The sequence below is a fragment of the Actinoallomurus acanthiterrae genome, from assembly GCF_054775715.1.
Window position 1 is genome coordinate 2,783,463 of sequence record NZ_BAAHCO010000001.1, and the last position, 19,337, is coordinate 2,802,799.

A 19,337-nucleotide genomic window follows, 5' to 3' on the forward strand; every position below is an offset into this window, starting at 1 on the left:
TCAGTCGTCTTCGACGCGGAGCACCTTCGCCATGAGATCAGCCGCGTACTCGATCTCCTCGGCGGCGCACATGTGCTCCGTCTCCAGTGGCGCGTCCCGCGTCGGACCCGTCCAGCACCAGTACCACTGGAGCGACCCGTCCTCGTGCCCGCACAGCGCTACGTACTGTGACAGGCCGGGGTTCATGGACCTGCCCGTCGGGTCGTCAGTTTGTGACGCCGCGGGGTTCCACGCCACCAGTGCCCCGGCGCCGATCCGTACGGTCAGGCCGCGTTCGGTCAGGGCCGCGCCCAACTCGTCCAGCCGGGCCTTGACCAGTTGGGCCCGGTCCATGGACGTCGCGGCGTCCGGATCTTCTCCGTGCACCGATACCGCCTTTCGATCACCCACTCCGACCGGCGAGATCGACATTTTCCATTTCGATCACTCCCGGTCGTGTCTGCTGTTGACTCATCGTTTCGGCCACTATCAGTAATCGGGTAGTGCGCCATCGCGATCGGCTATAGCCTGCGGCCGTGGAAGCGCGGAGCCTGGGTCAAGCCCTTAAATTGATCATGAAAAACCGCGAGTGGACTCAGACGGAACTCGCCCGCGAGCTGGGCGTCTCCCAGGTCTGGGTCTCGCAGGTCTCGCGCGAACAGCGCGATACAGGGATCATTAAGGCAAGTCGGCTTCTAGCGCGCGTAGGCTGGGAGCTGCGCATAACGCCCATAGGGGAGGAAGACGATCCGGTGAAGCGGAGATCATTCATCGCCGCAGCGGCGTCCGTCACGCTCGTGCCGTCGGCGAAAGCCAGTCCCTACAAGGATTCGGAATATGTGCGCGCTCTTGCGGCGCGGCTTAATCGCACGCGCTACGAGATAGGCGGTGTGCCGCTCGTTGCGACTGCTTCTCGGCATCTGAATAAGATCGCGCAAGCGATCAATGTGCGCGATCGGAATCTCCAAGTGGCGTCCTCCGGCCTGGCACGCACCGCTTCCTTCGTGCTCTATGACGCTCGGTTCCTTGAAAGGGCCGATAACGCCGGGCGTCTGGCGCTGGTCCTGGCGCAGAGGTCGGATGACATCGATGCCATTGCCCATTCATATGAGAGCCTGAGTCAGATCAGCACCTCTCGCGGCGATTACCGGCGAGCGGCCATGTATGCGCAGCGTGGTCTGGCTCTTCCGGAACTGACCAATGAGCGCAAGGCGCGGCTCAACATCAGGCTCGGGCTGAGCCTCGCAATGGCACACGCGCACGGAAAGGAACGACGGTCGCGGCAACTACTCGATGTCGCACGGGGTCTCGACGGCTTCTCTTGGGAGACGATGTTGGCGATCGTGGGCAACTCCGGTGTCGCCCTCAGTCGCCTCGGGCGTCACGAAGAAGCAGCGCGTTCTATGGACGAGGTGATGAATCTAGTCGAGGGCAGGCAGCTTTCTCGCGGCTTGTGGCTCGGTGAAAGCGCGCAGGCAGCGCTGCGTGCTTCCGATCCGCTCAAGGCGGCCGATCGGATGAGTGCCCTGGCACACGTCGGCCCGCTGATCACGTCTTCTCACTTCGATCAGAAGGTGAATGAAATCATCGCGGGCACCGCTCGCTGGGCGAACGTTCCGGAGATGCGGGACGCGCGTGAGCAACTGCGGGCCGTCCAGCCTTCAGCGAAGGCCTGACGGCTCGGAAACAGTACGATGCGGCGGCATGTCGGTCGTTGAGGATTCGTTCAGCAGGTCGCGTGTCGCCGCTAATGCGGGAGACCCTGATGCCGCCCGCGAGTTCGGGCGGCTGCTCGGCCTGCTCGATCTCGAGGGCGACGCCGACGGAACGTTGCCGTGCGAACGATGGCTTCGCTCCGCGGTCGCCGCGCGCCCCGATGACGCCGAAGCAGCCGTCCTGCTGGCCGGCTCGCTCAGCAGGTCGACGGCAGCTCATTCGAAGACGGCGACGACGAGTCCGATGACGAAGACGAGGAGTTTCCCGAGGACGAGGAAGTCACGGGCGACATCGGCCGCAAGCGCGAAGAGGCGCGGGAACTCTACGAGCGGGTGCTGCGCGCCGACCCGGAACATCCCGCCGCCCGTGCGGGGCTTGCCGCGATTCAGGGCCGACTCGATGCGGCAGAAGTAGACGGATACAGCTACTACCTCGTGCAAGGCGAATACTGGAGTGGGACCGATGGGCGGCGGGAGCGACTGGTCGTCGCCGATCCGCACGAGCTGCGATGGGCGTGCGACGCGTGGCTGGCCGACTGCGCCCCCTCGAGTTTTCACATCTACGAACTGTCCGTCTGCACGGCCGGCGAGAGGCTGAGCACCACCAGCCTGGGCGCCGTGGTGCCATCCGCCGACGGCTCGTTGGACTGGGATGCCGTCGCGATCCCGCCCTTGCCGACCGAACCTCTTCCGGTCGGCCATCCCGTTCGGATCGACGGCGTCACGATCCACTACGGATGGGGAGTCATCGAACTCTGATCTCGGGGTGTCATGAGATGGACCGGAGCCGGCCGTGGGGCGAGCGGTGGAGTCGGTCGATGGCCTGGGCCGTTTGTTCGTCCGCGGGAAGGAAGACGACGAGTTGTTGGGCGTCCGCGGAGAGTTCGAGCGTCTCGCGAAGCAGTTGAAGCTCGTGCCCGGCCGGGTGGTTGAGCCGGAGAGTTCCACGTCGCGGCACCACGTGGCGGTTCAGGCGGCGGGTGAGGTCGGGGCCGGCGACGGGGGTGAGCTCGGCGGTGAGCCACTCGAGGTTCTCGACGGATGGTGCGAGCCACAGGTCGAAGGCCTGCTCGTCCGCGATGTCGTTCCAGTCGGTGAAGAACGTCCGGGCGCGGCGGTCGGTGAAGACGTAGCGGGTGAGGTTCGGCGGGGTGGCGTCGAGTAGTCCGGTTCCGCTGGTGACCGACTCATAGCCGCTGGTGTGGGCGAGGACGTCGCCCAGCCGGTTCGTCACGATGGCGATGCCCGGTTCGAGGAGGCGGAGTGTCTTCAGGACGGACGGTCGCACCTGTCGGGGCGGTGGTACGGGCCGGATGTGGGCGGAACATCCGTCGCCGGTGATCTTCGCGAGGTAGCGCAGGTGGTTGCGTTCGGAGGGGGCGAGGCTGAGCGCGTCGGCGAGCGCGTTGATGACCGCCGTCGACGGGTTGCGGTCGCGGCCCTGCTCGATGCGGGTCAGGTATTCGACGCTGATGCCGGCCCGCGTGGCGAGGTCCAGGCGGCGTAGACCCGGTGACCGGCGGTGGCCGCGGTCCGGAAGTCCCAGGGACTCCGGCTGGATGCTGTCGCGTTTGGCTCGGACGAACTTCCCCAACGGCGAACCCATGCCGTGAGCGTACGGCGCTGCCCGCTGGTCGCGTAGTGCCGAGGCTGGCCCCCTGGGGGCCAGCCTGAGCACGGCCTGGTTGTCGCGACGGCGCGGCTCGATCGTGATGGGCATGGAGAACAGGTCGAGGCGACGTTCCGGTCAGGCATTGCTGGTGTGGGGGTTGCTGGTGGTGGCGGCGAACCTACGGGCGAGCCTGACCGGCGTAGGGCCGTTGCTGGATCGCGTGCAGGCCGATCTGAGGTTGGCCCCGGCCGTCGCGGGCCTGCTGAACACGCTGCCCTTGCTGGCGTTCGCGGCGCTGTCTCCGATGGTTCCGCGACTGGCCGGGCGATGGGGACCCGAGCGGCTCCTCGGCGGTGCGCTCGTGGTGCTGACGCTGGGGATCGCGGTCCGGTGGGTACCGACGGCAACCGCTCTGTTCGTGGGAACCGTGCTGATCGGAGCGGGGATCGCCGTGGGAAACGTGCTGCTGCCCAGCCTGATCAAGCGCGATTTCCCGACCAGAGTGGGACTGCTGACCAGCGCGTACGCCACGGTGATGGGGGGTGTCGCCGCGGTGGCCTCCGGGGTGGCGGTGCCGATCGGCCAGGTCGCCCCGGGCGGTTGGCGCACCGCGTTGGGTTGCTGGATCGTGCTCGCGCTGGTGGCCGTCGTGCTGTGGCTCCCACAGATGCGGACTCCGCGGCCGGTCGCGGAGGCGATTCGCGGACATCGGTTGCCGTGGGGATCGGGGCTGGCGTGGGCGGTCACGGCGTTCATGGGATTGCAGTCGCTGGGTTTCTACGTCGTCGTGACGTGGTTGCCTCAGGTGCTCCAGGACAGTGGAGTGAGCGCGGCCGCGGCGGGATGGCTGCTGTTCCTGTTCCAGGCGGTCGCGGTGTTGACCAGCCTGGCGGTGCCCGCCGCGCTGCGGTGGGCGCGTGACCAACGCGCGCTGGCGGCGGTGAGCTCGGCGGTCGTACTCGCCGGCTACCTCGGACTCTTGGTGGCGCCGGGATGGGCGTTGCTGTGGAGTGTCGTCCTCGGGTTGGGCGGCGGAGCCTGCCTGGTGCTCGCGTTGGCCTTCTTCAGTCTGCGCGCCCAGGACGCGACCGTGGCGGGCGCGTTGTCGGCGATGGCGCAGTTGATCGGTTACCTGCTGGCCGCCGCAGGACCGGTGATCTTCGGGCTGCTGCACACCGTCAGTACCGGCTGGCACGCACCGATCATCCTGATGTGCGGCGCTGCGGCCGGCCAGGCGGTCGTCGCGATGGTGGCCGGTCGGGGCACGGTGCGAACTCTGAGCTTGAAATGAACCGTACGGTCATCGCTCGGGCCGGTCCTTGGACTTGGGATGGGCACGGAGGTGGGCGCGTTCGCCCTGGGTGCCGAACAGGCTGAGGAACTCCACCGGTTCGGCGCCGACCGCGCCGAACCAGTGCGGTACGCGGGTGTCGAACTCGGCGGCCTCACCGGGTGAGAGGACCAGGTCCTGGTCGCCGAGGACGAGCCGTAGGCGTCCGTTGAGGACGTAGAGCCAGTCGTAGCCCTCGTGGGTCCGCAGTTCGGGTTCCCGGCGGGAGCTGTCGGCGGGGATGATCAGCTTGTACGCCTGGATGCCCCCGGCGCGGCGGGTCAGCGGCAGCATGGTCATGCCGTGGCCGGTGACCGGGCGCAGGTGGACGCGCGGGTCTCCGGTCGGCGGGGCGTCGACGAGCTCGTCGAGCGTGACGCCGTACGCCTTGGCCAGGGGGAGCAGCAGCTCCAGGGTGGGCCGGCGCGCGCCGGACTCCAGCCGGGACAGCGTGCTCACCGAGATGCCGGTCGCCGCCGACAGGTCCGTCAGGGTGGTCTCGCGCTGCCGGCGCAGCGTACGCAGCCGGGGTCCGACCGCGGTGAGCGTCTGGTCGAGGTCGTCGTCCATGTGGCCAGTTTGCCATATCGGCAACGGAGTTTGCGGAAATCGTCGACGGGGCCGCATTGTCATTCCTGGAGGTGGTCATGGTGATCGATCAGCTGAGGGACGGCTATGACGTGGTGGTCATCGGCGGTGGTGCGGCCGGACTGAGCGGGGCGTTGATGCTGGCTCGCTCACGGCGGTCGGTGGTGGTGATCGACGCGGGCTCCCCGCGCAACGCCCCGGCGGCGGGCGTGCACGGGTTCCTGTCGCGGGACGGGATGCCACCGGCGGAGCTGCTGGAACGCGGTCGGGCGGAGGTGCGCGGCTACGGCGGCCAGGTGGTGCCCGGCGAGGTCGAGAGCGTGGTCCGCGAGGACGACGGGTTCGCGGTGACGCTGACCGACGGCCGGACGGTCCGTGCGCGGCGGCTGCTGGTCGCCACCGGGTTGGTCGACGAGCTGCCGGACATACCGGGACTGCGCGCTCGCTGGGGGCGGGAGGTCGTGCACTGCCCGTACTGCCACGGCTGGGAGGTCCGGGACCAGGCCATCGGCGTGCTGGCCACCGGGCCGATGTCGGTGCACCAGGCGATGATGTTCCGGCAGCTGAGCGACGACGTCATGTTCTTCTCCCACACCACGCCACCGACCGCAGAGGAGACGGAGCAGCTGGCCGCGCGCGGCATCGGCGTGGTGGACGGCGAGGTGGCCTCCCTGGAGATCGTCGAGGACCGTTTCGCGGGAGTACGGCTGAGCGACGGCACGGTGGTCGCCCGCGAGGCGCTGGCGATCGCGTCGCGGATGACGGCGCGCGCCGGCTTCCTGGCCGCGCTCGGACTGCGGCCGGTGGAACACCCGATGGGAATCGGCGCGAACATCCCCGCCGACGCGACCGGCCGTACGGACGTGCCCGGTGTGTGGGTCGCGGGCAACGTCACCGACCCGGTCGCCCAGGTCGTCTCCTCCGCGGCGGAGGGTGCCGCCGCGGGAGCCCAGATCAACGCCGACCTGATCGCCGAGGAGACCCGCCGGGCGGTCGCCGCCTACCGGGACCCGTTCTCGGCGGAGAACGAAGCAGAGCTCTGCGAAGAGGTGGCGGGCGACCGCCGCCACGGACTGTGAACCACGGAAGGGAACCCGTCGTGTCCGAGGAATTCGACCAGGGGTACTGGGAAGATCGTTACCGCGGCCGTACGGCGGTCTGGAGCGGGCGGCCCAACGCGCAGCTGGTGGCGGAGGCCGGGGATCTGACGCCCGGCACGGCACTGGACGCGGGCTGCGGCGAGGGGGCCGACGCCGTCTGGCTCGCCTCGCGCGGCTGGCGGGTGACGGCGGTTGACTTCGCCACCACCGCGCTCAGCCGCGCCCGAGAACACGCCGAAGCCCTCGGCGACGGCATCGCGGACCGGATCGACTGGGTACCGGCCGACCTGACCGGCTGGACGCCCGCCGCGGACCGGTTCGACCTGGTCTCCGCCCACTACGTGCATCTGGCGGCGTCGCGCGCGGCGCTGTTCCGTCGGCTGGCGGCGGCGGTCGCGCCGGGCGGCACGCTGCTCATCGTCGGCCACCACCCGTCGGACCTGCAGACGATCCAGCGCCCGCTCGGACCAGAGCTGTTCTTCACGGCTGAGGAGATCGCGGCCGACCTCGACCCCGACCGGTGGGACATCGTCGTCGCCGACGCGCGGCCCCGACCGGCCGGCGGCCATGAGGGTCACGAGGTCACCCTTCACGACGCCGTCCTTCGAGCCCGCAGGCGCTGAGCGCATCGTGTGGTAGTGAAATCTTGCCGGCAGGTAACCCCTCGAGGGGAACGTGGCCGGCCTGAGCCGAGTCTATGAGATGGCCCAGGTCGAGCGTTAAACAGTGGGGTGAGCGTGTCCCTTTTCATCAGCGTGGCCGGCCTCATTCTGTCCGTTGCGGCATTAGCTACATCAACGGTTCTGCTTTTTCGTCAGATGACCTTCATGCGGCACGCCAATCAGATCCCGGTCTCCCTCAACGTCATGCAGGAATACCGCTCCGCGGACTTCCAGGACGCTCGGGACTATGTTCTGACCGTGCTTCCGGACGAGCACGATCCGTCGCTGGGCTTCACTCACCTACCTCAGGAGGCGCGACGCCCCGCGATCCAGGTGACCTCGCTCTTCGGCAGCCTCGGAAGCCTCGTCTTCTTCGACATGATCGATGAGAAGTTCGTGGTCTCGACCCTCGGCTATCGCGTGAACGAGGCCTGGGAAGTACTCGAGCCCTACATCCTCAACGAACGAAAGATCCGTAACGACAAGGACTTCCAGACGTTCTTCGAGGACCTCGTCTGCCGGATCAGGGAGAACTGGCCGCCGGAAGACGCTTACGGTCTCAAGCTGAAGTCGGCACGACGGACCGCCCCGTCCTCCGGAATCCGGCGAGCGGGACGGTCCTCGAACGCCGACTGAGGTCCCGGTGTCAGTCCCACCTGGTGCCGGCGGGCACCCGGAAGGTGGTGTTGATGCGGTTGAAGAAATTGGTGATCGCCACCATGAGCACCAGGGATCCGAGCTGCCGCTCGTCGTAGTGCTTCGCGGCCTCGGCCCAGATCTCGTCGGTGACCGCGCCGGGCCGGTCGGAGAGGCGGGTCGCGGCCTCGGTGAGCGCCAGCGCGGCCCGCTCGGCGTCGTCGAAGAGCGGGTTCTCGTACCAGGCGGCCAGACCGATCAGCTTCTCGCTACTGATACCGGCTTTCGCCGCGCCCATGGCCCCGGCGTCGACACAGGCGCTGCAGCCGTTGATCTGGCTCGCGCGCAGATGTACCAGTTCAAGCGTCTGAGGCGGTACGCCGCCGGCGTACACCTCCTTGAAGATGTGCTGGACACCCTGCGTGATGTCGGGTTGGCTTGCCGCGTTCTGGATGCGTGTTGTCATCTCTTCTCCAGGAGTTCGGACCGGTGAACGGCACTACGACGTACGGCCGCGGCGGAAGGTAACGCCGGCCCGGGCGTTACCTCATCGGCGCGCGACGCGTCCTGGTAGTGGCACCGCCGTACGCCGAGGAGAACCATGACCGAAGAGGAAGAGCTCGCCGCGGAGTTCGAGACCCAGCGCTCCTATCTGCACGCGATCGCGTTCCGCGTGCTCGGCTCGCACGCCGACGCGGACGACGCCGTTCAGGAGGCGTGGCTGCGGCTCGCGCGGACCGGTCGCGGTGGCATCGAGGACCTGCGCGGCTGGCTTACCACGGTGACCGGCCGGATCTGCCTGGACGCGCTCCGCAGGCGCGGGGTGCGGGGCGAGCAGCCCCTCGAGCTCGACCTCGGCACGCTCCCGCGGGAGGCGGTCGGCGACTCCCGGATCGATCCCGAGGCGGAGGTCGTGCTCGCCGAGTCCGTCGGCCTCGCGCTGTACGTCGTCATGGACGCCCTCACCCCGGCGGAACGGGTGTCGTTCGTGCTCCACGACGTCTTCGAGGTCCCGTTCGACGCGATCGCGGCCATCCTCGGCCGGAGCACCGCGGCCACCAAGATGCTGGCCAGCCGGGCCCGGGGGAGGCTGCGATCAGGCACGCCCACGGCCGACGCCCATGCCGCGGCCCGCGACGTCGTCGACGCGTTCTTGGCGGCGGCCGGCAGGGGCGACGTCGCGACGCTGCTGACCGTGCTCGCACCCGACGTCGAGCTGCGGTCACAGAGTCCCAAGGGGACCGTCGTCGTCCGCGGCGCGGGCGAGGTCGTGGCCCAGTCGAGGATAGGCGCGCGTCAGGACGCGCTGGCGCATCCGGTGCTCGTGGACGGTGTTCCGGGCGTTCTCATCACCATCGGCGGACGGCCGGTCACGGTCATGGCCTTCACGGTCGCGGGCGGTGTCATCACCGCGATCCGTGGATTGACCGACCCGGCCCGGCTGGGCCAGATCGTCCCCTCGTGGGTCGCATGATGTTCAGGCCCAGAGGGTGCAGATCGGTGCGGCGGTTATGCGGTCAGTACCTATCTCATGCGCCGCACAGTACCGATTTCATGCACCTCGCAGTACCACTTTCATGCGCAGGGGTGCTGCCCTTACACAGGCCGACCGCCACGGCGAATGCGTCAGGCGCTGCCGTCGGCAGCGTCGGGTCCGGAGCCGATCACGGTGGGGAGCAGCCGCTGTTGGGCACGGCGAAGGTGGGTGCGCATGGTGGCCGCGGCGGCGTCGGCGTCCGCTTCGCGCAGGGCGTCGAGGATGCGCTCGTGCTCGCGGCACGTCGCGTCGGTGATGCCCTCGCGGAAGTAGAGCCGATACAGGTGCGTGTGGGCGCGGAAGCGCCGCAGGGTGTCGGCCATCAGGGTGTTCCCGCCGGAGTTCGCGATGAGGTCGTGGAAGAGCGCGTCCTGGTGGACGAACAGCCGCAGGGTCTCCCGGCCGCCGGTGCCGTCTTGGACCTTGCGCATCTCGGTGAGGGTGCCGGTGAGTGCCCGCAGGTCGTCCTCGCCGACCCTGGCGGCGGCGTGGCCCGCGGCGGCGGGCTCCAGCAGCAGCCGCATCTCGAACAGCTCGTCGAAGTCCTTGCTGCCCATGAGCGGTGCGGCGGCGTAGCCGGCGTGGGGCCGTTTGACGACCAGCCCGTCGGCCTCCAGGCGCGCCAGGGCTTCCCGTACCGGCGTCGGCGAGACGTCCAGGTCCTGGGCCAGCGTGCTGATGTTGAGCTTGGCGCCCGGTTCGAGGTCGTGGTTGACGAGCCGCTGCTCGATCGCCTCATAGACCGTGTCGGCGAGCACCTGCCGAGGCTGTATCAGCGTCATCGCCTCACCCTTCCATCTACCTCACGGCTCCCGTCGAGACGGTAGATCCGCCGGCGACGCGACGGCGACGTTCACGTGCGTCACCAGATCAACTTACTCCACGATCCTATACGATCTGTCACGCCACCGACGTATATGCCCCTTGACGCGCGCACATCTCGCACCCATACTCCTCGGAAAATATACGATCCTTGGAAAGGGTGATGGCAGATGAAGCGTCCACTCACCGGACGGGTGCTGCTCGTCGCCGGTCTGTCGGCCGTGGCCCTCGCGGGCTGCAGCACCAGGGGGGCGTCGAACGCCACGGGCGCGAAGGGCGCGGAGGCCAAGGTCCCGCTGTCGAACGTGAAGGTCGCCCTCGTACCCGGTGGCGCGCATCCGTACTTCCAGCCGTGGAAGACGGCCGGGCAGAAGGCCAAGACCGACTTCGGGCTCGGCCAGGTGACCTTCAACGAGACCGCCGAGTGGAACCAGGCCAAGCAGAACAGCCTGCTCGACACACTGGCGGCTCAGGGGTACAACGCGTTCGGCATCTTCGGCGTCTCGCCGACCGACATCAACAGCACCTTCGCCGAGCTGAAGTCCAAGGGCTCCACGGTGGCCTCGCTGGGATCCTGCCCGGCCGGGGACGTCGACAAGGCCGACTTCTGCCTGGCCACCGACGTGGAGCAGGCCGCGTACAAGGCCGCGCAGGCCGACATCAAGGCGATGGGCGGCCACGGGAACCTGGTCCACCTCACCGGCAACAACGTCGACTCCAACACCCAGCGCCGGATCGCCGGCGTGAAGAAAGCCGTGGCGGAGACGAACGGGCAGGTCAAACTCCTCACGACGATCACCGACGTCGACACGGACCTGCAGACCGCGCAGCGGGCCGTCTCCGATCTGCTCACCGCGCACGGCACGCAGATCGCCGGAATCGTGACCACCGCCTACAACCCGGCCGTCGCCGCCGCGGCGGGCGTGAAGCGCAACAAGCTGCCCATCAAGGTCGTCGCCATCGACGACGACCCCAAGATCCTCTCGGGCATCTCCGACGGCTCCGTGGCCGCGACCGTCACCCAGAATCCGGTCGGCCAGGCGTACGTCGGGTCGTGGGCGCTCGGTCAACTGCGGAGCAGGGCATGCACGGTGCGCAACCCCGGCACGGTGATCGACTCGGGCTCCTTCGTGGTCACCCGCGACAACGTGAGCACGTACGACCAGGAGCGGCAGGCCAAGACGCAGCAACTCCTCAAGGCTTTCAAGGACACCGTCCTGTCCTGCTCGTGAGATGTGCCCACAGAGGGAGACCAGCGTGACCAAGATCGTCGAAGCGACCGCCTTCCTGGTCGACGTGGAGGTCGAGACCGAGCGCACCGACGCGGTGCAGGCGTTCCTCAAGCAGGAGACCGTCTTCGTCGAACTGACCACCGATGACGGGAACACCGGGCTCGGCTACTCGTACACGATCGGCACCGGCGGCAGTGCCGTGCTGGCGATGCTGCGGGATCATCTCCTGCCTCGCCTGCCGGGGCAGGACGCCCGGGAGATCGAGTACCTCTGGCACGACCTGTTCGCCTCCACCCGGGCCACCACGGTGGGGGCGATCACCTCGCTGGCCCTCGCGGCGGTGGACACCGCGTTGTGGGATCTGCGGTGCAGACGGGCGGGTGAGCCGCTGTGGCGGGTGGCCGGCGGGTTCCGCGCGCAGGTGCCGCTGTACGACACCGAGGGCGGATGGCTGCACCTGTCCACCGACGACCTCGTCACCGGCGCACTCGCCTCCCAGGCCGCCGGCTGGTCCGGCATCAAGGTGAAGGTGGGCAAGCCCCGGATCGAGCAGGACGTCGAACGGCTGCGGGCGGTGCGCGACGCCGTCGGTCCCGGGCTGGACATCATGGTCGACGCCAACCAGTCGATGACCCGCGCCGAGGCGCGCCGCCGTGCCGCCGCGTTCGAGCCGATCGGCCTGGCCTGGCTCGAGGAGCCGCTTCCCGCCGACGACATCGAGGGCCACGTGGCGCTCGCCCGGTCGACCTCCATCCCGGTCGCCGTCGGCGAGTCCCTCTACTCGCCGGCGCATTTCCGCGACTACCTCGCTCGCGGCGCGGCCTCCATCGTCCAGGTCGACGTGGCTCGCATCGGCGGGATCACCCCCTGGCTGAAGGTCGCCCACCTCGCGGAGACGTTCAACGTCGACGTCTGCCCGCACTTCCTGATGGAACTGCACGTCAGCCTCGTCGCCGCGGTGCCCAACGGGCGCTACGTCGAGCACATCCCGCAACTGCGCGCCATCACCCACGGCGAACTGCGCATCCAGGACGGCCACGCCATCGCCCCTGACACGCCGGGACTGGGTATCGCCTGGAACCGCGACGCGATGGCCGACAGGAGAACGGCATGACTACCTCGTCGACCCACGAGACCGAGCACGACCGGCCGGACGGCCCGGCCGCGGAGCAGGCGAAGCCCGCTCGCCGGCTGACGGCAGGGGCGTCCCAGCGGATCGGGCTCCTGGTGGCGATCGCGGCTCTCGTGGTCTTCTTCGGTTCCGCTCGGAGCTCGTTCTACAACCAGCAGTTCAGCATCTTCCCGCTGCTGCAGGACATCGCCATCTTCACCGTGGTCGGACTGTCCCAGATGGCCGCGTTGTCGATCGGCCACATGAACCTGGCGGTCGGGCGCATGGCCGCCTTCTCCGCGATGTTCATGGGGCTGGCGTACCAGGAGTGGCATCTGCCGTTGTACGCCGGACTGGCGGTCGGGCTGCTCGCCGCGCCGGCATCGGGGCCCTGACCGGCTGGGTGATCAGCACGACCGGGGTGAACTCGTTCGTGGTCACCCTGGCGATGGACTTCGCCCTGCTGGGCCTGGTCTCGTTGGTCTACTCCCAGTTCACCACCGCCGCGGCGTTCACGGCGAAGCCCGCCGGCATGGAGGGGCTGCGCACGTACTCGATGGCGGACCTCTGCGCGGGCCCCGTCTGCGGATCGCCGGCGGTGCCGCAGATCCTGCTGTTCACCGTCGTCGCGATGCTCCTGGCCGGCTACCTGTACGCCAGGAGCCGGACGGGCCGCGAACTGCTCCTCGTCGGTTCGAACATCACCGCGGCCCGGCTGTCGGGCATCCCGGCCGGGCGGCGGGTCGTCTTCGCGCACGCGCTGTCCGGGACGCTCGCCGCCCTCGCGGGCTTCATGCTCGCCGCCACGAGCGGCTCCTTCACCGCGGGTATCGGCGCGGAGTTCATGATCCCCTCCTTCATCGGCCCGGTCCTCGGCGGCACTCTGCTCACCGGCGGCGGCGTCTCCGTGATCGGGACTCTCCTGGGCACGTCTCTCGTCCAGGTGATCCATCAAGGGCTCACCACCATGGGCATCGGCCTGGAGAGCCTGAACATCTACCTCGGCGTGATCCTGCTGCTCGCGCTGTCCACCGACCGCATCAGGTCGGTGGTCGTCACGCGAAGGGCGGCGACGGCCCGATGAGCGCCTCCGTACGCGGCCGGGCCACCCGGTTCGCCCACTCCACCGAGATGACGTTGCTCGTCGTCGGCGTGCTGGGGTCCGCGGCCCTCGTGGCCGGTTCCCACGGCAGCCTGCTGCACGGCAACGCCATCCGCGGCGTTCTGACCTATCTCACCGTCCCCGTCCTCATCGGGCTCGCCCAGCTCGTGGTGCTGGCCGTCGGCCAGATGAACCTCTCGGTCGGCGCGCTCGGCGGCTTCCTGGCGGTGGCCATCGCCGTGCTCATGGCCGACCACGGCGTGCCCGCCCCGATCGCGATCCTGCTCGCGCTGGCCGCCGGCACCCTGATCGGCGCGGCCAACGGACTGCTGGTGGTGGCCACGCGGATCAACGGGTTCATCGTCACCCTGGCGACGATGACGATCCTGGGCGGTCTGCAGTACCGGCTCGCCGGCACGCGCACGATCGACCTCGGCTCGTCCGGCCTGACCCGGTTCGGCGACATGTCGGTGCTGAACATCCCGGTGATCTTCTTGCTCGCGCTGGCCATCGCCGGGCTGCTGGCCTTCTTCCTGCGCCGGGTGGCGACCGGACGCCGCATGCTGGCCAGCGGCGGCAACCCCCTGGCCGCCCGGCTGTCCGGCATCTCCAACGACCGCAGCCTCATCGTGGCCCACGCCCTGTCCGGGCTGATCACCGGCATCGCCGCCGTCCTCACCGTCGCCTCGGCTCCCGGAGTCAACAAGAGCATCGGAGGGGACTGGCTGCTGCCCAGCTTCGCCGCCCCCATCATCGGCGGCGCGGCGCTGGCCGGCGGCTCGGTCTCCGTGCTCGGTGCCGTGCTCGCCGCGTACATCGTCCGCCTCGTGGACGTCGCGCGTGCGCAGTACTCACTCGACCCGAGCTGGGTCAACTTCACCGTGGGGGCCATCGTCCTCGGCACCGTCGTCATCGGCCGGATCCGGCAGGCGCGGCAGGCCCGGAGCGCGCCACGACGACCAAGCGGGGCCACCGGGGACAAGTACGTGCCAACGGCCAGGAGCACATCGTGACCGACAACGCCACCCCGCCTCCGCTCCTCGCGGACCGGCTCGTCAAGACCTTCCCTGGCGTACGGGCGCTGGACGGCGCCACCCTGCGCATGGAGTCCGGATCGGTGCACGCGCTGCTCGGCGAGAACGGCGCCGGGAAGTCGACCCTCATCAAGGTCGTGACCGGGCTCTACCGGCCGGACGGCGGCAGCCTCGCGGTGCAGGGGAAGCCGGCCGTCTTCTCCTCGCCGCACGACGCTGTACGGGCCGGGATCTCCGTGGTCCACCAGGAGCGCAACGTGATCCCCGAGTTCTCCGTCGCCGAGAACATCTCGCTGCGGGAGATCCCGGTACGAGGCCGCCTGGTCGACCGCGACGAGATGCGCCGGCAGGCCCGCCGATGCCTGGGCCTCCTCGACGTGGACCTGGACGTCGACGCCCCGGTGAAGACGCTGTCACCGGCGCAGATCCAGCTGGTCGAGATCGCCAAAGCGCTCTCGACCGACAGCAGGGTGCTGTTGCTGGACGAGCCGACCTCGGCGCTCACCCTCCAGGAGACCGAACGGCTCCTGGAGGTCATCGGGCGCCTGCGGGACCAGGGCACCGCGATCCTGCTCGTCAGCCACAAGCTGGAGGAGGTCTTCGCCGTCTGCGACACCGTCACGGTGCTGCGCGACGGCGCCTCCGTACTCGAGGCGGCGCCGGTCGCCGAATACAGCAGGGACGAGATCGTCGGCCTCATGGTGGGCCGCAGCCACACCAGCGAGGCTTTCACCCCGCGTACGGTCGACCCCGACGGCCCCCCGGCACTGGAACTGGACGCGGTATCCACCGCCGCCGGCCACCGGAACATCTCCCTCGACGTACGCCGCGGCGAGATCGTGGGCCTCTACGGGCTCGTCGGCGCGGGGCGTACCGAACTGGCCAAGGCACTGCTGGGCCTGGATCGGGTGGTCTCCGGAACGATCCGCGTGCACGGCGAGCCGGCCCGCATCCACGACGTGGGCCAGGCACTGGGCCGCTACCGCATCGGCTATGTGCCGGAGAACCGCAAAGAGGAAGGGCTCTTCCTCGACCAGCCGCTGACGAGGAACATCGCCGTCACCGTGTGGGCCCGGATCCGGCGAGCCTTCGGGTACATCCCGCCGCACCGCGAGCAGGACCTCGTACGGGAGTACACCGAACGGCTCGGCATCCGGTCGGCCGGCCCCCGGCAGCTCGCCGGGCAACTCTCCGGCGGCAACCAGCAGAAGGTCAGCCTCGCCAAGTGGCTCGCCGCGAAGACCGAGATCCTCATCATCGACGAGCCCACCGTCGGCATCGACATCCGGACCAAGGCCGCCTTCCACCAGCTCATCTGGCGACTGGCCGCGGACGGGCTCGCCATCCTGCTGATCACCAGCGACCTCTCGGAGATGGTCACTCTCGCCGACCGCATCACGGTGATGCGCGACTTCGAGATCGCCGGCGGCGTGCCCAACAACCATGAGTACGAGCCGATGAGCCAGGCCGTCATCCGACTCATCCACGGCGCCGCGGTGGGGACGAGGTGAATCCCGCGCCGCTGTGCCGCCGCGCTCCGCGGCCCTTAGCGCCGTTCCGGTGAGACGGGACGCGGAGCGCATCGTGCAGGTTCAGACGGAGCGAGGGCGGCGGTCGGCGCCGCCGTCCTGTCCGTGGGCTGTCACGTCAGACGGGGAAAACCTCCGTCTCAGGCGCGGTTCATATGGTTTTCCCGGCCTGTCAGGGCAGAGTGTTGAAAGCATCGGCGTGTGTGGCGACGGCACCCTGAAAAAGGGCGCCTTGGGCGACGGCGTTGGCCAGTCCTGCCCTAGCGGCCGTGGTGCCTCTGTCTTCATTCGGTACTCTGCCGAACCGGTCGGGCGTTTCAGTGAAGAAATCCGCGATTGCCAGCCGGGCAATCTCGGCGCGCGACACGTTCGGCTGCGGACGCACGCGGGTCTGTGTCGCCGCGTATGCCGGGGCTGCCGCCCCGGTGATCACGGTAGCCAGTGCGGCACCTGCCAGGATCGTCCGTGTCATTCCCATTTTGTCCCCCAGGTATTTGGCGGAGCAGGGCTCTGGTCTGCTCCTGGCATCGCCACCTTTCGGTGATTACCCAGATATGCCGCCCGTGTCGACGCGGCCGGCTGACTGGAGAAAGATTTACTCGACATTCTTTCCGTAAGTCGTTGCATCTTCATTTGGTGGATTAATAGGGATTAGTCGCCTTCATGCGCGCGTGAGCCGCCCCGCTGCGAGATCCTCTGCGACGGGACGGCTCTTCGGGGCGCTGGGTCGACCGCTCAGGCTGGGCGAGGGCGGTGGTCGGTGCCGCCGCAGTCGAACCGGCCGGCGATGGCGGCGCGGCCGCCGACGGTTCCCGGCCGATCACGGAATGCATGCGTCCCGGGTCCCATCTCTGGACGGCCGAGAACGGGACCGCAAGCTCTGTCAGCCGCTGGGCACCTGAAGGGCATGACCTACAACAATACCGGCGCCGGCCTCAATAGCGGCAAGGTGAAGGCGGAGGCCACCAGCCCGAACATCTGGTTCTCCTGATCGGAAACGGGCGATCCTGAGCGGTGGGGGCGTGCCCGGCCTGCTGCCCGCGTAGCCCCCACTGGAAGATGCCGAGCCGTCCCACCCGGTGACCCGGACGTGGGACGGCTCGTCCTCACCTGCCTACCGAGCGCTCCGTCCGCGCATCATTCATAACATCCGAAGGCCAATGGCCCGGTGTAGGATCCTGAATTCTTCTTCGCGCTGTACCCGCCGAAATACATGCCCTTGCAGCCCGAGAACGTTCCCGTAGTCGTCTTGCCTGCTTTAAGGCTCGACATCGCCTTGTAACGGCGGCGGTGGTAGTCCTCGCCGCGGTAGTCGTCCTCGAGGTAGAAATACCCCTTGATGGTCTTGCGGGTGTGGTTGGTCACATAGACCTTCACGCCGCCCTTGACTCGCTGTGTGCAGGCGGTGATCTTGTGCGCGCTGCCGCAGTGCTTCGCGTACTGGATCGTGACCTGTCCGGCCTGTGTCGCCGGCCTGGCGGTCGGCGCGCTCCGCACGGCGGCGTTCGCACCGGTCGGCACGCCGACACCGATGGCGAGTGCGACCGCACACGTTCCGATGATCGATCGAGCAGTAGATTTGATTTCTCTGCCCTCCCTTTTGCAAGCAGCTTTCCCGCCACTCCGGCGGCCTTCATGGCCGAAGGTAGCGATACGACGCGGCTTCGGGAAGGCGTGACTTTGGGTTAGTGCCAGGGGCCCTATTCGGGTGACTTCGAATGGGCCCGAGGGCCTATTGTTCCATCGACTGCCGGTCATTAACAGGCACCCGCGCTCCGTGCCCACTTTGGAAGGGAGCACGGAGCGCGGGCGCCCCGGCAGACCAGGCGGTCAGGCGGGCCGGGGGCAGCGGTCGGTGCCGCCGCAGTCGAACTGGCCGGCGATGGCGGCGCCGCCGACGGCGGACAGGGCCTCCACCCGGACGTATCGGGCGGTCGTCGGCTTGAACCGCGTGCGCTTCAAGGTGTGGTCGGCGGCCCAGGTGCCCTTCGCGACCGGCCTGAAGGTCGTGCCGTCGACGCTGACCGAGACGCGGTAGGCGGTGATGTTGCCGGTGGTGACGAACTCGTCGAACGAGTACGCCGTCACCGTGTCCTGCCGGGGCAGATAGGTGAACGTGTCGATGCCGGAGTAGCGCCGTCCCAGGTCGAGGGTGACCGCCTGCGGGAGCGGGTCCGTGGTCGTCCACAGCGTCTGGTCGGCCTGGCCGTTCCAGCCGTAGTCGCTGTGGCCGTCGACCGCCTTGGCGGCGTCGCCGCTGGTCGCGGTGGCCGAGACCGGCGTGAGCGGGTGGCGGAGGACGTCCGGCTGGGCGGGCAGCGGTGGGCGGGAGAGGTCCGGCCGCCAGCGCTTCCCGACGTCCTTCAACACGGTGACCACGCCGTCGTCGAGCAGGCCGTCGGTGTTGGGCGGGCAGTTGAGGATGAACGTCGCGTACCGGGGCTCCAACACCTTCAGATGACCGTCGACGATCTGGTCGGCCGTCAGCAGGTTCGACGGGGTCGACGGGTGCCAGAACCAGCCGGACGGGGAGATGGTCTGGCCCTGGGAGGCGGCGTAGGTGTTGCCGGGCGGGCAGAAGACGCCGCCCTTCGGCTCTTCGAAGAACAGCAGCTCCGAGTGCCAGGGCACGGTGAGCCCGTTGAGGTCCAGGACGAGGCAGTCGGGCTGGATCGAGGCGACGTGCTCGCGGATCTCGGAGAACGGCAGTGACTGCTGGTCGAACGCCCAGTGCCACGCCCAGCCGTCGAAGATGAGCACCGGGATCCGCCCGTACCGGGTGAGCAGCTCGGTGAGCTGGTTCTTGACGAACTCGATGTTCGCGCGGGTGATCGGCGGGTGGTCGTCGAACCCGGTCGGCCCGACGCCGTTGGTCCGGTCCCAGATCGAGAAGTACAGGCAGGGCGTGATGCCGCGGGAGCGGAAGGCGTCCATGTACTCGCGCACGATGTCGCGCCGTACGGGGCTGCTCGCGACCGAATACTTCGTGTACTTCGACGGCCACAGGCAGAAGCCGTCGTGGTGTTTGGCGGTGAGCACGGCGAACCGCATCCCGGCGGCCTTGGCGGCGTCGGCCCACTGGTCGCAGTCCAGCTTCGCCGGGTTGAACGACATCGGGTCCTGCTTCGGGTCCACCCACTCGGCGTCGTGGAAGGTGCCCATGTTGAAGTGCAGGAACATACCGAAGCGCCAGTCGACGAAGCGGCGCTGCAGCGCATAGCGGTTGCCTTGGCCGAGAGGGGCGGCCGAGGCGGCGGTCAGGGGGAGGGCAGCCGCTCCGGCCGCCGTGGCGGTGGCGGCCAGGAAGGCGCGCCGGCTCGGGATCTGCGAGGTCATCGGTCGATTCCC

At 68.7% G+C, this 19,337-nt stretch carries 22 protein-coding genes; 13 read left to right on the top strand and 9 right to left on the bottom strand.

Going from position 1 to position 19,337, the window contains the following annotated elements:
* Positions 1 to 366 carry a hypothetical protein gene (locus ACYVF7_RS13520; RefSeq protein WP_460339420.1) on the bottom strand — a complete coding sequence of 122 codons (366 nt, stop codon included), beginning with the start codon at positions 364 to 366 and terminating at the stop codon, positions 1 to 3.
* A 149-nt stretch (positions 367 to 515) separates the two neighbouring features.
* On the opposite strand from ACYVF7_RS13520, the gene ACYVF7_RS13525 reads away from it, so the two are divergent.
* Positions 516 to 1,655 (top strand): helix-turn-helix domain-containing protein, encoded by a 1,140-nt coding sequence (locus ACYVF7_RS13525; RefSeq protein ID WP_460339422.1) that lies wholly within the window; start codon positions 516 to 518, stop codon positions 1,653 to 1,655.
* 255 nt (positions 1,656 to 1,910) lie between these two features.
* On the opposite strand, the gene ACYVF7_RS13530 is transcribed toward ACYVF7_RS13525, so the two are convergent.
* Positions 1,911 to 2,051, bottom strand: a complete 141-nt coding sequence (locus tag ACYVF7_RS13530; protein ID WP_460339424.1) for a hypothetical protein — start codon at positions 2,049 to 2,051, stop codon at positions 1,911 to 1,913.
* On the opposite strand from ACYVF7_RS13530, the gene ACYVF7_RS13535 reads away from it, so the two are divergent.
* A complete protein-coding gene (locus ACYVF7_RS13535; RefSeq protein ID WP_460339426.1) occupies positions 2,028 to 2,453 on the top strand; it encodes a hypothetical protein in 426 nt (141 codons plus the stop codon). The two genes, ACYVF7_RS13530 and ACYVF7_RS13535, sit on opposite strands and share 24 nt — an antisense overlap.
* Before the next feature lie 10 nt (positions 2,454 to 2,463).
* On the opposite strand, the gene ACYVF7_RS13540 is transcribed toward ACYVF7_RS13535, so the two are convergent.
* Entirely contained in the window at positions 2,464 to 3,300 is an 837-nt protein-coding gene (locus tag ACYVF7_RS13540; protein ID WP_460339428.1) for a helix-turn-helix domain-containing protein, read from the bottom strand.
* A gap of 112 nt (positions 3,301 to 3,412) precedes the next feature.
* Here ACYVF7_RS13540 and ACYVF7_RS13545 point away from each other — a divergent pair, with 112 nt between their 5' ends.
* Complete coding sequence (locus tag ACYVF7_RS13545) at positions 3,413 to 4,597, top strand: MFS transporter (RefSeq protein ID WP_460339432.1); 1,185 nt, start codon at positions 3,413 to 3,415, stop codon at positions 4,595 to 4,597.
* Between the two features lie 9 nt (positions 4,598 to 4,606).
* Here ACYVF7_RS13545 and ACYVF7_RS13550 read toward each other — a convergent pair whose 3' ends face one another.
* The gene (locus tag ACYVF7_RS13550; protein ID WP_460339434.1) at positions 4,607 to 5,206 is read right to left on the bottom strand and encodes a helix-turn-helix domain-containing protein; all 600 of its coding nucleotides are present in this window, start codon (positions 5,204 to 5,206) and stop codon (positions 4,607 to 4,609) included.
* A 77-nt stretch (positions 5,207 to 5,283) separates the two neighbouring features.
* On the opposite strand from ACYVF7_RS13550, the gene ACYVF7_RS13555 reads away from it, so the two are divergent.
* The 3 genes from ACYVF7_RS13555 to ACYVF7_RS13565 all read left to right on the top strand — a co-directional run bounded on the left by ACYVF7_RS13555 (position 5,284) and on the right by ACYVF7_RS13565 (position 7,622).
* Positions 5,284 to 6,303 carry an NAD(P)/FAD-dependent oxidoreductase gene (locus ACYVF7_RS13555; protein ID WP_460339436.1) on the top strand — a complete coding sequence of 340 codons (1,020 nt, stop codon included), beginning with the start codon at positions 5,284 to 5,286 and terminating at the stop codon, positions 6,301 to 6,303.
* 20 nt (positions 6,304 to 6,323) lie between these two features.
* The gene (locus ACYVF7_RS13560; protein WP_460339437.1) at positions 6,324 to 6,947 is read left to right on the top strand and encodes a class I SAM-dependent methyltransferase; all 624 of its coding nucleotides are present in this window, start codon (positions 6,324 to 6,326) and stop codon (positions 6,945 to 6,947) included.
* 114 nt (positions 6,948 to 7,061) lie between these two features.
* A complete protein-coding gene (locus tag ACYVF7_RS13565; RefSeq protein WP_460339439.1) occupies positions 7,062 to 7,622 on the top strand; it encodes a DUF4760 domain-containing protein in 561 nt (186 codons plus the stop codon).
* 10 nt (positions 7,623 to 7,632) lie between these two features.
* Here the strand turns inward: ACYVF7_RS13565 and ACYVF7_RS13570 are convergent, their stop codons facing one another.
* Entirely contained in the window at positions 7,633 to 8,088 is a 456-nt protein-coding gene (locus tag ACYVF7_RS13570) for a carboxymuconolactone decarboxylase family protein (RefSeq protein ID WP_460339441.1), read from the bottom strand.
* 135 nt (positions 8,089 to 8,223) lie between these two features.
* Here ACYVF7_RS13570 and ACYVF7_RS13575 point away from each other — a divergent pair, with 135 nt between their 5' ends.
* Positions 8,224 to 9,096, top strand: a complete 873-nt coding sequence (locus ACYVF7_RS13575; RefSeq protein WP_460339443.1) for a sigma-70 family RNA polymerase sigma factor — start codon at positions 8,224 to 8,226, stop codon at positions 9,094 to 9,096.
* 152 nt (positions 9,097 to 9,248) lie between these two features.
* On the opposite strand, the gene ACYVF7_RS13580 is transcribed toward ACYVF7_RS13575, so the two are convergent.
* Positions 9,249 to 9,941, bottom strand: a complete 693-nt coding sequence (locus ACYVF7_RS13580; protein ID WP_460339445.1) for a GntR family transcriptional regulator — start codon at positions 9,939 to 9,941, stop codon at positions 9,249 to 9,251.
* Positions 9,942 to 10,151: 210 nt separating this feature from the next.
* On the opposite strand from ACYVF7_RS13580, the gene ACYVF7_RS13585 reads away from it, so the two are divergent.
* From ACYVF7_RS13585 to ACYVF7_RS13610, 6 genes are read left to right on the top strand one after another with little or no spacing between them, the layout of a single operon-like run.
* A complete protein-coding gene (locus ACYVF7_RS13585; RefSeq protein ID WP_460339446.1) occupies positions 10,152 to 11,213 on the top strand; it encodes a sugar ABC transporter substrate-binding protein in 1,062 nt (353 codons plus the stop codon).
* A gap of 25 nt (positions 11,214 to 11,238) precedes the next feature.
* Positions 11,239 to 12,327: a mandelate racemase/muconate lactonizing enzyme family protein gene (locus ACYVF7_RS13590; RefSeq protein WP_460339448.1), complete on the top strand. Its 1,089-nt coding sequence runs from the start codon at positions 11,239 to 11,241 to the stop codon at positions 12,325 to 12,327.
* A complete protein-coding gene (locus ACYVF7_RS13595; RefSeq protein WP_460339450.1) occupies positions 12,324 to 12,719 on the top strand; it encodes a hypothetical protein in 396 nt (131 codons plus the stop codon). Before ACYVF7_RS13590 ends, ACYVF7_RS13595 begins: the two co-directional genes overlap by 4 nt.
* Positions 12,720 to 12,727: 8 nt before the next feature.
* Positions 12,728 to 13,408: an ABC transporter permease gene (locus ACYVF7_RS13600; RefSeq protein ID WP_460339452.1), complete on the top strand. Its 681-nt coding sequence runs from the start codon at positions 12,728 to 12,730 to the stop codon at positions 13,406 to 13,408.
* Positions 13,405 to 14,439 (top strand): ABC transporter permease, encoded by a 1,035-nt coding sequence (locus tag ACYVF7_RS13605; protein WP_460339454.1) that lies wholly within the window; start codon positions 13,405 to 13,407, stop codon positions 14,437 to 14,439. Before ACYVF7_RS13600 ends, ACYVF7_RS13605 begins: the two co-directional genes overlap by 4 nt.
* A complete protein-coding gene (locus ACYVF7_RS13610; RefSeq protein WP_460339456.1) occupies positions 14,436 to 15,971 on the top strand; it encodes a sugar ABC transporter ATP-binding protein in 1,536 nt (511 codons plus the stop codon). The genes ACYVF7_RS13605 and ACYVF7_RS13610 overlap by 4 nt, the downstream gene beginning before the upstream one ends.
* Positions 15,972 to 16,161: 190 nt before the next feature.
* Here the strand turns inward: ACYVF7_RS13610 and ACYVF7_RS13615 are convergent, their stop codons facing one another.
* The 3 genes from ACYVF7_RS13615 to ACYVF7_RS13625 form a co-directional block, all read right to left on the bottom strand.
* Entirely contained in the window at positions 16,162 to 16,461 is a 300-nt protein-coding gene (locus ACYVF7_RS13615; protein ID WP_460339458.1) for a hypothetical protein, read from the bottom strand.
* Between the two features lie 665 nt (positions 16,462 to 17,126).
* Positions 17,127 to 17,510 carry a hypothetical protein gene (locus tag ACYVF7_RS13620; protein WP_460339460.1) on the bottom strand — a complete coding sequence of 128 codons (384 nt, stop codon included), beginning with the start codon at positions 17,508 to 17,510 and terminating at the stop codon, positions 17,127 to 17,129.
* Positions 17,511 to 17,819: 309 nt separating this feature from the next.
* Positions 17,820 to 19,325 (bottom strand): alpha-L-fucosidase, encoded by a 1,506-nt coding sequence (locus ACYVF7_RS13625; RefSeq protein ID WP_460339462.1) that lies wholly within the window; start codon positions 19,323 to 19,325, stop codon positions 17,820 to 17,822.
* Positions 19,326 to 19,337 lie beyond the last annotated feature (12 nt).

Bases quoted from the DNA above. Each gene is read 5' to 3' on its own strand.
- ACYVF7_RS13530 (WP_460339424.1), bottom strand. From the start codon at position 2,051: ATGTTCCGGGTCGGCGCGCAGCACCCGCTCGTAGAGTTCCCGCGCCTC.
- ACYVF7_RS13540 (WP_460339428.1), bottom strand. From the start codon at position 3,300: ATGGGTTCGCCGTTGGGGAAGTTCGTCCGAGCCAAACGCGACAGCATC.
- ACYVF7_RS13545 (WP_460339432.1), top strand. From the start codon at position 3,413: ATGGAGAACAGGTCGAGGCGACGTTCCGGTCAGGCATTGCTGGTGTGG.
- ACYVF7_RS13550 (WP_460339434.1), bottom strand. From the start codon at position 5,206: ATGGACGACGACCTCGACCAGACGCTCACCGCGGTCGGACCCCGGCTG.
- ACYVF7_RS13555 (WP_460339436.1), top strand. From the start codon at position 5,284: ATGGTGATCGATCAGCTGAGGGACGGCTATGACGTGGTGGTCATCGGC.
- ACYVF7_RS13570 (WP_460339441.1), bottom strand. From the start codon at position 8,088: ATGACAACACGCATCCAGAACGCGGCAAGCCAACCCGACATCACGCAG.
- ACYVF7_RS13575 (WP_460339443.1), top strand. From the start codon at position 8,224: ATGACCGAAGAGGAAGAGCTCGCCGCGGAGTTCGAGACCCAGCGCTCC.
- ACYVF7_RS13580 (WP_460339445.1), bottom strand. From the start codon at position 9,941: ATGACGCTGATACAGCCTCGGCAGGTGCTCGCCGACACGGTCTATGAG.
- ACYVF7_RS13585 (WP_460339446.1), top strand. From the start codon at position 10,152: ATGAAGCGTCCACTCACCGGACGGGTGCTGCTCGTCGCCGGTCTGTCG.
- ACYVF7_RS13595 (WP_460339450.1), top strand. From the start codon at position 12,324: ATGACTACCTCGTCGACCCACGAGACCGAGCACGACCGGCCGGACGGC.
- ACYVF7_RS13605 (WP_460339454.1), top strand. From the start codon at position 13,405: ATGAGCGCCTCCGTACGCGGCCGGGCCACCCGGTTCGCCCACTCCACC.
- ACYVF7_RS13615 (WP_460339458.1), bottom strand. From the start codon at position 16,461: ATGACACGGACGATCCTGGCAGGTGCCGCACTGGCTACCGTGATCACC.
- ACYVF7_RS13625 (WP_460339462.1), bottom strand. From the start codon at position 19,325: ATGACCTCGCAGATCCCGAGCCGGCGCGCCTTCCTGGCCGCCACCGCC.